The sequence below is a fragment of the Sinorhizobium sp. 6-70 genome (assembly GCF_030124375.1).
Classification (GTDB): Bacteria; Pseudomonadota; Alphaproteobacteria; order Rhizobiales; family Rhizobiaceae; genus Sinorhizobium.
This window is the reverse complement of record NZ_JASKLS010000005.1, coordinates 264682-277888: the sequence shown is the minus strand read 5'-3', so window position 1 is coordinate 277888 and position 13207 is coordinate 264682. Positions and strand designations below refer to the sequence as shown.

Here is a 13207-nt window from a genome sequence, read left to right as displayed (position 1 = left end):
CCGCGGCCTGTCCCGACGCACTTTTCTCGCGACGGCCGCGGGCGCAGGTCTTTCGATCGTCGCCGGTCGCGTCCGTGCCGCCAATGCATGGCCTCCCGTCGACGCAACTTTTCTCTTCTCCAACGACGTCCATGCCTGCATCGTTTCCACCGAAGGGCTGGCGCCGAAATGCGAGGAGGAGGGCAAGACCGACGCGAACCTCTTGCGCCATGTCGCGGCGCTGAACGCGATTGCCGTGCAGCATTGGCCGGCCACGATCGATGGGGATCCAAGCGGCCTCGCCAGTGCCGGGCAGAAAATCGAGCGGCCGCTCGGCCTCGTTTTCGGCGGCGACATCACCGACGATGGCGGCGGTCAGGTTCGCCAGCCGCACGAGGGACGGCAGCTGCAGCAGTTCCAGAGCCGATACGAGCAAGGCCCGGGCCCGCAGCACATTCACTTTCCCGTCTATGTCGGACTCGGGAACCACGATCTCGACCAGGATGGCACACCGCCGAATGTCGACTGGTACCGTCGGGAGTTGCGTGACTATGTCGAGCTTACGCACCGCCAGACCGTATTCTACAAGCCGCCGGTGCCGGTGACGAATTACGATCCGTTGTCGGACAACTATTCCTGGGACTGGGGCGGCCTGCATCTCGTCCAGTTGCAGCGCTTTGGCGGTGACCAGAACAAGGGCGCGGTGAGCGGTCTCGGCTGGCTCAAGGGGGACCTTGCGTACTACGCCGCCGACGGTCGACCGGTCGTGCTGTTCCAGCATTATGGCTGGGATGCGTTTTCGACGGAGGTCTGGGACACGACGGCGGACATCTTCGACGATCGGGGAGAGGGGAAGCCGCATTGGTGGAGCCCGGAGCAGCGCCGGACGTTGCTCGACGCGCTGAAAGGCTACAATATCATTGGCCTTTTCCACGGGCATGAACATGACCGCGTCATGGCCTATCGCGCCGACGGCCTCGATCTCTTCAAGCCCAAGGCGGCCTATCTCGGCGGCTTCGCCGTCGTTCGCATCACCGACGCCTTCATGGACGTCGCTTTCGGCGAAGCACAGGGCGAGGCCGGCCGCGTCGTTTTTACTCACGCCTTCAGCAAACGCTTCACCTGAAAAACCTTCACCGGAAGATGGCGGATCCGGTTCCGTCTGCGGGCGGCGACATTTTTGATTTACGTACATCAGAAATTCCTCTAAGGGTTCCCCCCGGGAGGAAGCGATGCGACCAACGGTTCACGATATCGCCGCGAAAGCGGGCGTCAGCCTGGCGACCGTCGACCGGGTCCTGAACAACCGCCCAGGCGTCAGGAACGTCACACGTGACAAGGTCGAGCGCGCGATTGTCACGCTCGGCTATGTGCGCGATGTCGCCGCCGCCAACCTCGCCAAAGGTCGCAACTACCCCCTCGTTTTCATTCTGCCGGCGGGCGACAACTCCTTCATGCGCGGACTCGAGAGCGAGGTGCGGGCCGCGATGGCGCGTTCGGCTTCCGAGCGAACGCAGATCACCATTCTTCCCGTTCCGGCCTTTGACGCGCAGGCCCTCGTGCAGGCGCTTTCGGAGGCGCGTCAGCGCCGGCCGGCCGGGGTGGCCGTTGTCGCCGTCGACGCCCCCGAGGTGGCCGAGGCCGTAATGCGGCTTCGCGATGATGGTATTGCCGTCGTCACGCTCGTTTCCGACCTGCCGGGATCGGGACGCGATCATTTTGCCGGTGTCGACAACCTTGCGGCAGGCCGCACAGCCGGTACCCTGATGGGCCGCTTCACCGGTGGCCGCGCAGGTCCGATCGCCGTGTTGGCCGGCTCGATGCTGGTACGCGACCATCGCGACAGGCTGGAGGGCTTTACCACCGTCATGGCCGAGGAATTTCCCGCGTGCCCCCTCCTTCCGGTGATCGAAGGACAGGACGATCCGGCTCTCGTCGAAAAGCTCGTGCGCGCGCTCGTCGAGCGCGAGCGGGATCTGGCCGGCATCTACAGCCTCGGCGCCGGCAATCGCGGTCTCGTCGCCGCGCTCGAGAAGACCGGCAAGAGCAAGACAATCTGCACGATTGCCCACGAACTGACGCCGCACAGCCGCGCCGCGCTTCGTTCCGGCACGATCGACGCCGTGCTCAACCAGGACGCCGGGCACGAGGTGAGAAGCGCGATCCGCGTGCTGAAGGCCAAGGCCGACGGTCTTGCCGTGATCGAGGCGCAGGAGCGCATCCGCATCGACATTTTCCTGAAGGACAACCTGCCGATCGAGCAGGCATAGGAGGGCACTCATGTATCTCGGACTGGATCTCGGCACGTCCGGCGTCAAGGCAATGCTGATCGATGGCGAGCAGAAGATCATCGGCTCGGCATCGGGAGCGCTCGAGGTTTCGCGGCCGCATCCCGGCTGGTCGGAGCAGGATCCGGCCGACTGGGTCCGCGCCACGGAGGAAGCGATCGCCGGCCTCAAGAGAGCGCATCCGGACGCGCTTGCCGCGGTCCGCGGCATCGGCCTCTCCGGCCAGATGCACGGCGCGACGCTGCTCGACGACACGGATGCCGTGCTTCGTCCCTGCATCCTGTGGAACGATACCCGCAGCTTCCGCCAGGCCGCTGCCCTCGACAGTGATCCGCAGTTCCGTGCGCTAACGGGCAATATCGTTTTTCCGGGGTTCACCGCGCCGAAACTCGCCTGGGTGCGCGAGAACGAGCCGGAGATTTTCACCCAGGTGCGCTGGGTCCTGCTCCCCAAGGATTATCTCCGCCTGTGGCTGACCGGTGAACACATGTCGGAAATGTCCGATTCCGCCGGCACATCCTGGCTCGACACGGGTAAGCGCAAATGGTCGGAAAGCCTGCTCGCCGCCACGCAGCTTGAGGAGCGGCAGATGCCGGATCTCGTCGAAGGCACGGAGGGCGCCGGCACGCTGAGGCCGGACCTCGCCAACCGCTGGGGCATGGGCGCTGGCGTTGTCGTTGCCGGCGGCGCCGGCGACAACGCCGCCTCTGCCTGCGGCATGGGCACGGTCGCCGAGGGACAGGCCTTCGTGTCGCTCGGCACCTCCGGCGTGCTCTTCGCCGCCAATGCGAGCTACCTTCCCAATCCGGAAAGCGCCGTCCATGCCTTCTGCCATGCGCTGCCGAATACCTGGCACCAGATGGGCGTCATCCTCTCGGCGACCGATGCGCTCAACTGGCATTCGGGCGTTACCGGCAGGAGTGCGGCAGAGCTCACCGGCGAACTTGGCGACGTGCTGAACGCGCCCGGTTCCGTCACTTTTCTTCCCTACCTTTCCGGCGAGCGCACGCCCCACAACGATGCGGCGATCCGCGGCGCCTTTGCCGGTCTCGGCCACGAAAGCGCGCGTGCGGTCCTGACGCAGGCGGTGCTCGAAGGGGTTTCCTTTGCGATCCGCGACAGCCTGGAGGCGCTCCGCGCGGCCGGCACGAAGCTCAGCCATGTGACCGCGATCGGCGGCGGCTCGCGCTCACGCTACTGGCTGAAGTCGATCGCGACGGCGCTCAACCTGCCGGTCGACCTGCCGGCGGACGGCGATTTCGGCGCGGCCTTCGGCGCGGCGCGGCTCGGCCTTATCGCCGCAACCGGCGCCGATCCGGTCGCAACCTGCTTCGCACCCGCAACGGCCGAAACCATCGAGCCGGAAGCGTCGCTGGTTTCGGCCTATGAGGATGCCTATCAGAGTTATCGCCGCCTCTATCCGGCGATCAGGGATGCGACGCTATGATCTGCGGCGTCCCATCCGACCGTCGCTTATTGCGCCGGGATCTTGTCGAGGAAGCCGGTCACCTGTTTCAGCCGGCCATCCTCGATGAGGCCGAAATCCGTGCCCTCGATGACCGAGGTTCCGTTCGGCCCGAGCGTCCAGGAGAAGCGGATCGTGTCGGCGAACCCATCCGGCTTGCCCTTGAGGGCGAAGCGGAAGCCGGGGAACTGATGCTGCACACCGGCAATCAGCGTGTCGATCGCCTCGTGGCCGTAGCCGCGCATGACCGGGTCGCGGTAGCCGATCTCCGGCGTGAACGCCCTTTCGACAAGAGGGCCGCGCTTTGCGGCATCGGTCTCGTTCCAGGCGGCAATATAGGCTTCGGCAATGTGATCGAGGTCGTGCATCGGAATCTTCCCTTCGGTTTGTGTTTCGATGGGCCGACTGTCGGCGATCGGGGGAATGAAACCAATTACCTTCCACGTAATGGCCGGCCGCCGCTCGGCGCCGGCAATCCATCATCCATGAGAGGAGCAAGACCGTGAGCACGGGATTTTTCGGCGATATCGCCAAGATCAAGTATGAGGGACCGGAGAGCGCCAATCCGCTCGCCTTCCGCCACTACAATCCGGACGAAATCGTTCTCGGCAAGCGGATGGAGGATCACCTTCGCTTCGCCGTCGCCTACTGGCACACCTTCGTCTGGCCGGGCGGTGACCCCTTCGGCGGCCAGACCTTCGAGCGTCCGTGGTTCAAGGACACGATGGACGCCGCGAAGCTGAAGGCCGACGTCGCCTTCGAATTCTTCCAGCTCCTCGGCGTGCCGTTCTACTGCTTCCATGACGCGGATGTGCGCCCGGAGGGCAGCAACTTCGCGGAGAACACCAGCAACCTCAACGAGATCGTCGACTATTTCGCGAAGAAGCAGGCCGAAACCGGCGTCAAGCTGCTCTGGGGCACGGCGAACCTCTTCTCGAACCGGCGCTACATGTCGGGTGCAGCGACCAATCCGGATCCGGACGTCTTCGCCTTCGCCGCGGCAACGGTGAAGACCTGCATCGACGCGACGCAGAAGCTCGGTGGCGAGAACTATGTGCTCTGGGGCGGACGCGAAGGCTACGAGACGCTGCTTAACACCGACCTCAAGCGCGAGCTCGATCAGCTCGGCCGCTTCGTCAATCTCGTCGTCGAGTACAAGCACAAGATCGGCTTCAAGGGTACGATCCTGATCGAGCCGAAGCCGCAGGAGCCGACCAAGCACCAGTACGATTTCGACGTCGCGACCGTCTACGGCTTCCTCAAGAAGTACGGTCTTGAGAACGAGGTGAAGGTCAATATCGAGCAGGGCCATGCGATCCTCGCCGGCCACTCCTTCGAGCATGAGCTGGCCCTTGCCAATGCGCTCGGCATCTTCGGTTCGATCGACATGAACCGCAACGACTACCAGTCCGGCTGGGACACCGACCAGTTCCCGAACAATGTTCCTGAAATGGCGCTTGCCTATTACCACGTGCTTGCGGGCGGCGGCTTCAAGACCGGCGGCACCAATTTCGATGCGAAGCTGCGCCGTCAGTCGCTCGATGCGGAAGACCTGTTGATCGGCCATATCGGCGGCATGGATTGCTGCGCGCGCGGTCTCAGGGCGGCGGCGAAGATGATTGAGGACAAGGCGCTCTCGGCGCCGCTCGAAAAGCGCTATGCCGGCTGGAGCGTGCCCGAGGCGAAGAAGATGCTCGACGGCGGCTTCTCGCTCGAAGAGATCGAGGCGTGGGTGCGCAAGGCCGACCTCAATCCGCAGCCGAAATCCGGCAAGCAGGAACTCTTGGAGAACGTGGTCAATCGCTACGTCTGATCGCTGCGAGGATGGGCGCTCCCGTCATGGGGCGCCCATCCTCTCACTCCAAAACATGGCCATGCGCTTTTGGCGAGGACCGAAAATGCGGCTTGCATGTCACGTAGAAGCGGGATTGCCCCTCGTGAAAAATCTGTTAGCTTCTGCCTCCTGCAACGTTTCAGGTCTATCAGCAATCGCGAAAATTGGGTGCAGCCGCACCTTTCCAGCAACCGGTCGTACGGGCCGGAATCGTGATCTAGGGAGGAAATCGGGATGAAGACCATCAAGGGTCCAGGGCTTTTTCTTGCGCAGTTCGCCGGTGACACGGCTCCGTTCAATTCCTGGGACGCGATCACCAAATGGGCGGCCGACTGCGGCTACAAGGGCGTGCAGATTCCGAGCTGGGACGGACGGCTGTTCGACCTGAAGAAGGCTGCCGAGTCCAAGACCTACTGCGACGAGGTCGCCGGGAAAGCGCGCGACAACGGCGTCGAGATCACAGAGCTCTCGACCCATCTGCAGGGCCAGTTGGTCGCCGTGCATCCGGCCTATGACGAGGCTTTCGACGGCTTTGCCGCGCCGGAAGTGCGCGGCAATCCGAAGGCGCGCCAGCAATGGGCGGTGGAACAGGTGAAGATGGCGCTGACAGCGTCGAAGAACCTCGGCCTCAATGCCATGGCGAGTTTCTCCGGAGCGCTCGCCTGGCCCTTCGTCTATCCCTGGCCGCAGCGTCCCGCTGGCCTCGTGGAAACGGCCTTCGATGAACTTGCCCGGCGATGGAAGCCGATCCTCGATCATGCCGAGGATTGCGGTGTCGACGTCTGCTACGAGATCCATCCGGGTGAAGACCTGCATGACGGCATCACTTACGAGATGTTCCTGGAACGCACCGGCAACCACGCCCGCGCCTGCATGCTCTACGATCCGTCGCACTACGTGCTGCAGTGCCTGGACTATCTCGACAATATCGACATCTACAAGGACCGCATCCGGATGTTCCACGTCAAGGACGCGGAGTTCAATCCCACTGGTCGGCAGGGCGTCTATGGCGGCTATCAGGGCTGGGTGAACCGCGCCGGTCGTTTCCGCTCGCTCGGCGATGGCCAGGTCGATTTCGGGGCGGTTTTCTCGAAGATGGCCGCCAATGATTTTGCCGGCTGGGCGGTCGTCGAGTGGGAGTGCTGCCTGAAGCATCCGGAAGACGGCGCACGCGAAGGCGCCGACTTCGTCAAGCACCACATTATCCGCGTCACCGAAAAGGCCTTCGACGATTTTGCCGACAGCGGGACGGACGAGGCGGCCAACCGGCGGATGCTGGGAATTTAGTCCTCCACCCCTCACCCTCTTCCCGCAGGCGGGGCGAGGGAACTTGCCCCACTTTCCGCTGCGGCAAGGGGAGGCGTCGCTACGAGTCCCTTCTCCCCGCCAGCGGGGAGAAGGTGCCGACAAGCGGATGAGGGGGCAACCGCACACCAAACACTTCAGGAGAGGAAAACAGGATGGCTATAGAGGGAAGCAGCACGGAAAGTCGTCAAAAGCGCATCCGGCTTGGCATGGTTGGTGGCGGTTCCGGCGCCTTCATCGGCGCAGTTCACCGCATCGCGGCAAGGCTCGATGATCATTACGAGCTGGTGGCCGGCGCGCTGTCGTCGACGCCGGACAAGGCGCAAGCCTCCGGCCGTGAACTGGGGCTCGATCCGAAGCGCGTCTATTCGGACTTCAAGGAGATGGCGATCCGCGAGGCGAAGCTCAAGGACGGTATCGAGGCGGTTGCGATCGTGACGCCGAACCATGTTCACTACGCCGCCGCCAAGGAATTCCTGAAGCGCGGCATCCATGTCATCTGCGACAAGCCGCTGACCTCGACGCTTGCCGATGCGAAAAAGCTCAAGAAGGCGGCGGAGGAAAGCGATGCGCTGTTCGTGCTGACGCACAATTACACTGGCTATCCGATGGTGCGCCAGGCGCGCGAGATGGTGGCGAACGGCGATATCGGCGCCGTCCGGCTCGTGCAGATGGAATATCCGCAGGACTGGCTGACCGAGAACATCGAGCAATCCGGCCAGAAGCAGGCCGCGTGGCGCACCGATCCGGCCCGGTCCGGTGCCGGCGGCTCGACCGGTGACATTGGCACCCACGCCTACAACCTCGGCTGCTTCGTTTCCGGCCTCGAACTGGAGGAACTTTCGGCCGATCTCGACAGCTTCGTGGGTGGACGCCAGCTCGACGATAATGCCCATGTGATGATGCGCTTCAAGGCGAAGGACGGCGCGCGCGCCAAGGGCATGCTGTGGTGCAGCCAGGTGGCGCCCGGCCACGAGAACGGCCTGATGGTTCGGATCTACGGCACCAAGGGCGGCCTCGAATGGACGCAGAAGGACCCGAACTATCTCTGGCATACGCCGTTTGGTGAACCGAAGCGCCTGCTGACGCGTGCCGGTGCTGGGGCAGGTCCGGCCGCCGCCCGCGTCTCGCGCGTGCCCTCCGGCCATCCGGAAGGCTATCTCGAAGGCTTCGCCAATATTTACTCGGAGGCTGCACGGGCGATTTTCGCCAAGCGCAACGGCGAAAAGGTGAATGCGGCGGTCACCTATCCAACGATCGATGACGGCATGAAAGGCATGGTCTTCGTCGATGCCTGCGTGCAGTCCTCGAAGCGCAACGGTGCCTGGATCAAGGTCTGACTTCTCCTGCCAAAATGAAGGGCGGGGGCAACCTCGCCCTTTTCGCGGGTTGACATTTGCCGGTGTGCCTTTAGGCCACTTCGAAACCGGGAGCTGGATGAGGAAAGCGCGTGCGGCTTTCCGGCGGCTCCCGCTCTACCCGATGAATTGAATGCAGCAGCGTCGGTTTCGGCGTCCGGCTGCGCAGACGACGAGGCTGAACAATGATCGAAGCCAAGAAGCTGGCAGAGCGCTTTCCGGGCGACTTCGTCTTCGGAGTAGCAACCGCATCGTTCCAGATCGAGGGGGCAAGCAAGGCGGATGGGCGAAAGCCGTCCATCTGGGATGCCTTCTCCAACATGCCGGGCCGCGTCTTCGAGCGCCACAACGGCGACGTCGCCTGCGATCATTACAATCGGCTGGAGCAAGACCTCGATCTCATCAAGGGCCTGGGCGTCGAGGCCTATCGCTTCTCGATCGCCTGGCCGCGCATCATTCCGGAAGGCACTGGACCGGTGAACGAGAAGGGCCTCGATTTCTACGACCGGCTCGTCGACGGGCTGAAGGCGCGCGGCATCAAGGCCTTCGCGACGCTTTACCATTGGGATCTGCCGCTCGCGCTGATGGGCGACGGCGGCTGGACGGCGCGTACGACCGCCTATGCCTACCAACGCTATGCCAAGACCGTGATCGCCCGCCTCGGCGACAGGCTCGATGCGGTCGCCACCTTCAACGAGCCCTGGTGCTCGGTATGGCTGAGCCATCTCTACGGCATCCACGCACCGGGTGAGCGCAATATGGATGCGGCGCTCGCCGCCCTCCACTTCACCAATCTCGCGCATGGCCTCGGCGTCGAGGCGATCCGCTCCGAGAGGTCGAGCCTGCCGACGGGCATCGTCATCAACGCGCACTCGGTCTATCCGGGCAGCACCGGCGCTAAGGACAAGGCCGCGGCCGAGCGCGCTTTCGACTTCCACAATGGCGTCTTCTTCGGTCCGATCTTCAAGGGCGAGTATCCCGAAGGCTTCCTGGCGGCACTCGGCAGCCGCATGCCGCTGATCGAGGACGGCGACATGGCGACGATCTCGCAGCCGCTCGATTGGTGGGGCCTCAACTATTATACGCCGATGCGGGTTTCGGATGATCCGACCGCGGGTGCGGAATATCCGGCAACGGTGAATGCCAAGCCGGTCAGTGACGTGAAAACGGATATCGGCTGGGAAGTCTATGCTCCGGCGCTCGGCACGCTCGTCGAAACGCTCAATGCCCGCTACAAGCTGCCCGACTGCTACATCACCGAGAACGGCGCCTGCTACAACATGGGGTTAGAAAACGGCGCCGTCGATGACCAGCCGCGGCTCGACTACATAGCCGACCACCTGTCGGTCACCGCGGATCTGATTGCCAAGGGCTATCCGATGCGTGGTTATTTCGCCTGGAGCCTGATGGACAATTTCGAATGGGCCGAGGGTTACCGGATGCGCTTCGGCATCGTCCACGTGGACTACGAGACGCAGGTCCGCACGATCAAGAAGAGCGGCCACTGGTACAAGGACCTGGCAGAACAGTTCCCGAAGGGCAACCACAAGACGGCTTAGGCTGTGTGGACAGTGATCTCCTCTCCGGCCGCGACCGTTCTGTATAAAAAGAGTAGACTTTTGCTCCAGCCCGCGTGGCTTCGCAAAAATGTACCTGTGAAACGGGCCTGCCTGCCGTCATAAGAAGCCATGTTCCATGGCATGGCTGCCATGCCGTGGAGGCGTTGAACCGACCGGTTGTCCGATGATAGAGAGTTGCTCCGTGTTCCGAATGCGTTGTCGAATGTCGGCCTGACCAGACACGCTTTCCCTTCCCCGCCTATTCGTCCGGGACCAGAATTTCGAACATCCGAGAGCATCATGTATCCTTCCATCGCTGTGATCCCTCATACGGGGGCGACCGGACAATGACGTTTCCTTCTTCCGAACCCTCTGCCGGCGACGCTGCCGTCGTCTTCGACGGCGTTTCCAAGCGTTTTGCCGCGTCCGGCAAGAGCGGTGCCTTCACCGCCCTCAACAATGTCAGCCTTGCCGTGGGGCGTGGTTCGATCACCGGCATCATCGGCCGTTCCGGCGCCGGCAAGTCGACGCTGATCCGGCTGGTGAATGGCCTCGAGAAGCCGTCGAGCGGCAAGGTGCTCGTCGATGGGGTCGATGTGGGAGGGCTTGACGAGGCGGGCTTGCGCAACCTCCGGCGTTCCGTCGGCATGATCTTCCAGCATTTCAACCTGCTCTCCTCGCGCACTGTCTTTGGCAACGTCGCGCTGCCGCTGGAGATTGCCGGCATGGATCGCCGCGCCATCGAAGCGCGCGTGCGGCCGCTTCTCGATCTCGTCGGCCTAGCCGACAAACACGCCCGCTATCCGGCCGAACTCTCGGGCGGCCAGAAGCAGCGCATCGGCATTGCCCGCGCGCTGGCGACGGAGCCGAAGCTGCTGCTTTCGGACGAGGCGACATCGGCGCTCGACCCGGAAACGACCCAGTCGATCCTCGAGCTCTTGAAGCGGATCAATGCCGAACTGGGGCTGACCGTGCTGCTCATCACCCATGAGATGGAAGTGGTGAAGGCGGTGACGTCGGATGTGGCCGTCATAGACAAGGGCGAAATCGTCGAACGCGGTCATACCTTCGATGTATTCACCCATCCTAAGCACGAGACGACGCGTGCGCTGCTCTCGGGTCTGCCTGGCTCGAAGCTGCCGGATGCCGTTGCGCGTGGCCTGAAACCGGCGGCGAGTGCCGGCGATCGTGCCGTGGTGCGCCTCACCTTCTTCGGCGCGACGGCGGAACGGCCGCTGATTTCGCAGCTAATCAAGTCGGTCGGCGCCGAGGTCAACATCATCGCCGGAACGATCGACGAGATTGGCGGCAAACCCTATGGCTCGCTCGTCGTTGCCTATGCTGCGGACGCGGAAACATCGGGCAGGGCGGAGCGGTTTTTTACCGAGAACGGACTGGTCACGGAGGTGCTCGGCTATGTCGCCTGATCTTCTGCTGCTCATCGGCAAGGCCACGCTCGACACGCTGCGCATGGTGGCGATCGCCGGCCTGATCGGCTCGTTGATCGGCCTGCCGATCGGCATTTTCCTCGCGACCAGCGGCAAGGGCGAACTGTTTCCGGCGCCCAACATCAACCGCATCGTCGGGCTGATCGTCAACGCCACGCGCTCGACGCCCTTCATCATCCTCGTCGTCGCGATCATTCCCTTCACGCGGCTTGTCACCGGTACCTCGATCGGCACGAAAGCGGCGATCGTCCCCCTGACCATCGCGACCATTCCGTTCTTCGCGCGCTTGGTCGAGGCGGCGATCCGCGACATCGACAAGGGGCTGATCGAGGCCGCCCGCGCCATGGGCGCGACGCCGACGCAGATCGTCTTCAAGGTGCTTCTGGCCGAGGCTCGTCCGGCGCTGACGCTGGCGCTCACCATGACCATCGTCAGCCTCATCGGCTATTCGGCGATGGTCGGCGCCGTTGGCGGCGGCGGTCTCGGCGATCTCGGCATCCGCTACGGCTACCAGCGCTTCATGCCGGATGTGATGCTGATCGTCGTCGTCGTGCTCATCGTGCTGGTGCAGGTCGTCCAGAGCGCCGGCGATGGCCTGGCGCGCCGGTTCGACAAGCGCAGCCGCAAGAACTGATCCTCCCAGGACTCCAAACAGCAAAAAAGGAGACATCATGAAAAAGCTTATTCTAGCGGCGGCCTTCGCCGCCCTTGCCGCCGGCACCGCGCTCGCAGAGACCATCAAGGTGGGCGTAACGCCGGGCGAACATGCCCAGATCATGGAGAAGGTGAAGGAAGTCGCCGCTCCCAAGGGGCTCGACATCGAGATCCTCGAATTCTCCGACTATGTGGTTCCGAACCAGGCGCTCGCCGATGGTGAACTCAATGCCAATTCCTTCCAGCACCAGCCCTATCTCGACAACCAGATCGCCGATCGCGGCTACGATATCGTCAGCGTGGGCCTGACCATCACCACGCCGATGGGTGTCTATTCGAACAAGGTGAAGAGCCTCGATGAGCTGCAGGACGGTGCGACGATCGCCATTCCGAACGATCCGACCAACGGCGGCCGCGCACTCCTGGTCCTCGTGTCGAAGGGCCTCATCAAGGTCAATCCGGATGCCGGGCTGAAGGCCACCCCGGCGGACGTGACGGAAAATCCGAAGAACATCCAGTTTGCCGAACTCGATGCGGCCCAGCTTCCGCGCTCGCTCGCCGATGTCGACGCGGCCGTGATCAACACCAACTACGCGCTCGAGGCCGACCTTCATCCCAAGGAGGACGCCATCGCCATCGAAAGCGAGAAGTCTCCTTACGCCAACGTCATTGCCGTGCGTGCGGCGGACAAGGATGCGCCCTGGGTCAAGACGCTCGTCGAATCCTATCACGACGAGAGCGTAAAGGCCTTCATCGTCGATACCTTCAAGGGAGCACTCATCCCCAGCTGGTAAGCCTGTCCGTTGAACGCAGATGGGAACCGCGCGCCGCAACCTCGGCGTGCGGTTTTTCTTTGACCGCGAGAGCCGCTTCGCTATCCTCCGCTCGGTTTGGGAGGGCGTGATATGAGTGCTATGAAGGGCGGATGTTTGTGCGGCGCGGTGCGCTATGAGGCAAGGAAAGCGCCTCTTTATTCCGGTTTCTGCCATTGTCGTGATTGCCAGAGGGTCACGGGTACCGGTCATTCCTGCTACATGATCTTCTCGCGTGCCGACGTCGAAGTCGCCGGCGAGCTCCGCGCTTACGAGAAGCTCGCCGAAAACGGCAACGTGACGATCCGCTATTTCTGCCCCACCTGCGCCAGCCAGATCTTCTCGTCCGGTGCCGACCGTTGGACGGTCTATGCCGGCACGCTCGACGATATGTCACTGTTTGAGCCCAGCAATGCTGTCTTCACCCGCAGTCGCCCGCATTGGGACCGACTGGCTGTTGGCCTGGACGAGTATGAGACGCTGCCGGGGTGATTTAAGCGGTCGC

12 protein-coding genes are annotated in these 13207 nt (G+C 63.2%); 11 read left to right on the top strand and 1 reads right to left on the bottom strand.

Going from position 1 to position 13207, the window contains the following annotated elements; translation table 11 throughout:
* The first annotated feature begins 55 nt into the window (after positions 1-55).
* The 3 genes from QN222_RS12895 to xylB all read left to right on the top strand — a co-directional run bounded on the left by QN222_RS12895 (position 56) and on the right by xylB (position 3714).
* Positions 56-1105 carry a metallophosphoesterase gene (locus tag QN222_RS12895; RefSeq protein WP_283961298.1) on the top strand — a complete coding sequence of 350 codons (1050 nt, stop codon included), beginning with the start codon at positions 56-58 and terminating at the stop codon, positions 1103-1105.
* A gap of 106 nt (positions 1106-1211) precedes the next feature.
* The gene (locus QN222_RS12890) at positions 1212-2249 is read left to right on the top strand and encodes a LacI family DNA-binding transcriptional regulator (RefSeq protein WP_283961250.1); all 1038 of its coding nucleotides are present in this window, start codon (positions 1212-1214) and stop codon (positions 2247-2249) included.
* A 10-nt stretch (positions 2250-2259) separates the two neighbouring features.
* A complete protein-coding gene (gene xylB, locus QN222_RS12885; protein WP_283961251.1) occupies positions 2260-3714 on the top strand; it encodes a xylulokinase in 1455 nt (484 codons plus the stop codon).
* A 26-nt stretch (positions 3715-3740) separates the two neighbouring features.
* On the opposite strand, the gene QN222_RS12880 is transcribed toward xylB, so the two are convergent.
* Positions 3741-4100: a nuclear transport factor 2 family protein gene (locus tag QN222_RS12880; protein WP_283961252.1), complete on the bottom strand. Its 360-nt coding sequence runs from the start codon at positions 4098-4100 to the stop codon at positions 3741-3743.
* Between the two features lie 134 nt (positions 4101-4234).
* Between QN222_RS12880 and xylA the strand changes: the two genes are divergently transcribed.
* The 8 genes from xylA to QN222_RS12840 all read left to right on the top strand — a co-directional run bounded on the left by xylA (position 4235) and on the right by QN222_RS12840 (position 13194).
* Positions 4235-5545: a xylose isomerase gene (xylA, locus tag QN222_RS12875; protein ID WP_283961253.1), complete on the top strand. Its 1311-nt coding sequence runs from the start codon at positions 4235-4237 to the stop codon at positions 5543-5545.
* 255 nt (positions 5546-5800) lie between these two features.
* Positions 5801-6853 (top strand): sugar phosphate isomerase/epimerase, encoded by a 1053-nt coding sequence (locus QN222_RS12870; protein WP_283961254.1) that lies wholly within the window; start codon positions 5801-5803, stop codon positions 6851-6853.
* A 173-nt stretch (positions 6854-7026) separates the two neighbouring features.
* Positions 7027-8211, top strand: coding sequence for a Gfo/Idh/MocA family oxidoreductase (locus tag QN222_RS12865; protein WP_283961255.1), 1185 nt, complete (start codon positions 7027-7029; stop codon positions 8209-8211).
* Positions 8212-8414: 203 nt separating this feature from the next.
* The gene (locus QN222_RS12860; protein ID WP_283961256.1) at positions 8415-9788 is read left to right on the top strand and encodes a GH1 family beta-glucosidase; all 1374 of its coding nucleotides are present in this window, start codon (positions 8415-8417) and stop codon (positions 9786-9788) included.
* Positions 9789-10135: 347 nt separating this feature from the next.
* On the top strand, positions 10136-11215 hold the full coding sequence (locus tag QN222_RS12855) for a methionine ABC transporter ATP-binding protein (protein ID WP_180939135.1): 1080 nt from the start codon (positions 10136-10138) through the stop codon (positions 11213-11215).
* Complete coding sequence (locus QN222_RS12850) at positions 11205-11870, top strand: methionine ABC transporter permease (protein WP_283961257.1); 666 nt, start codon at positions 11205-11207, stop codon at positions 11868-11870. Before QN222_RS12855 ends, QN222_RS12850 begins: the two co-directional genes overlap by 11 nt.
* 37 nt (positions 11871-11907) lie before the next feature.
* Positions 11908-12684, top strand: coding sequence for a MetQ/NlpA family ABC transporter substrate-binding protein (locus QN222_RS12845; RefSeq protein ID WP_283961258.1), 777 nt, complete (start codon positions 11908-11910; stop codon positions 12682-12684).
* A gap of 111 nt (positions 12685-12795) precedes the next feature.
* Complete coding sequence (locus QN222_RS12840) at positions 12796-13194, top strand: GFA family protein (RefSeq protein WP_283961259.1); 399 nt, start codon at positions 12796-12798, stop codon at positions 13192-13194.
* Positions 13195-13207 lie beyond the last annotated feature (13 nt).

Excerpts from the sequence above, each read along its gene's own strand:
- QN222_RS12870 (WP_283961254.1), top strand. The coding sequence starts at position 5,801 with ATGAAGACCATCAAGGGTCCAGGGCTTTTTCTTGCGCAGTTCGCCGGT.
- QN222_RS12855 (WP_180939135.1), top strand. The coding sequence starts at position 10,136 with ATGACGTTTCCTTCTTCCGAACCCTCTGCCGGCGACGCTGCCGTCGTC.
- QN222_RS12890 (WP_283961250.1), top strand. The coding sequence starts at position 1,212 with ATGCGACCAACGGTTCACGATATCGCCGCGAAAGCGGGCGTCAGCCTG.
- QN222_RS12840 (WP_283961259.1), top strand. The coding sequence starts at position 12,796 with ATGAGTGCTATGAAGGGCGGATGTTTGTGCGGCGCGGTGCGCTATGAG.
- QN222_RS12850 (WP_283961257.1), top strand. The coding sequence starts at position 11,205 with ATGTCGCCTGATCTTCTGCTGCTCATCGGCAAGGCCACGCTCGACACG.
- QN222_RS12860 (WP_283961256.1), top strand. The coding sequence starts at position 8,415 with ATGATCGAAGCCAAGAAGCTGGCAGAGCGCTTTCCGGGCGACTTCGTC.
- xylB (WP_283961251.1), top strand. The coding sequence starts at position 2,260 with ATGTATCTCGGACTGGATCTCGGCACGTCCGGCGTCAAGGCAATGCTG.
- QN222_RS12880 (WP_283961252.1), bottom strand. The coding sequence starts at position 4,100 with ATGCACGACCTCGATCACATTGCCGAAGCCTATATTGCCGCCTGGAAC.
- QN222_RS12865 (WP_283961255.1), top strand. The coding sequence starts at position 7,027 with ATGGCTATAGAGGGAAGCAGCACGGAAAGTCGTCAAAAGCGCATCCGG.
- QN222_RS12845 (WP_283961258.1), top strand. The coding sequence starts at position 11,908 with ATGAAAAAGCTTATTCTAGCGGCGGCCTTCGCCGCCCTTGCCGCCGGC.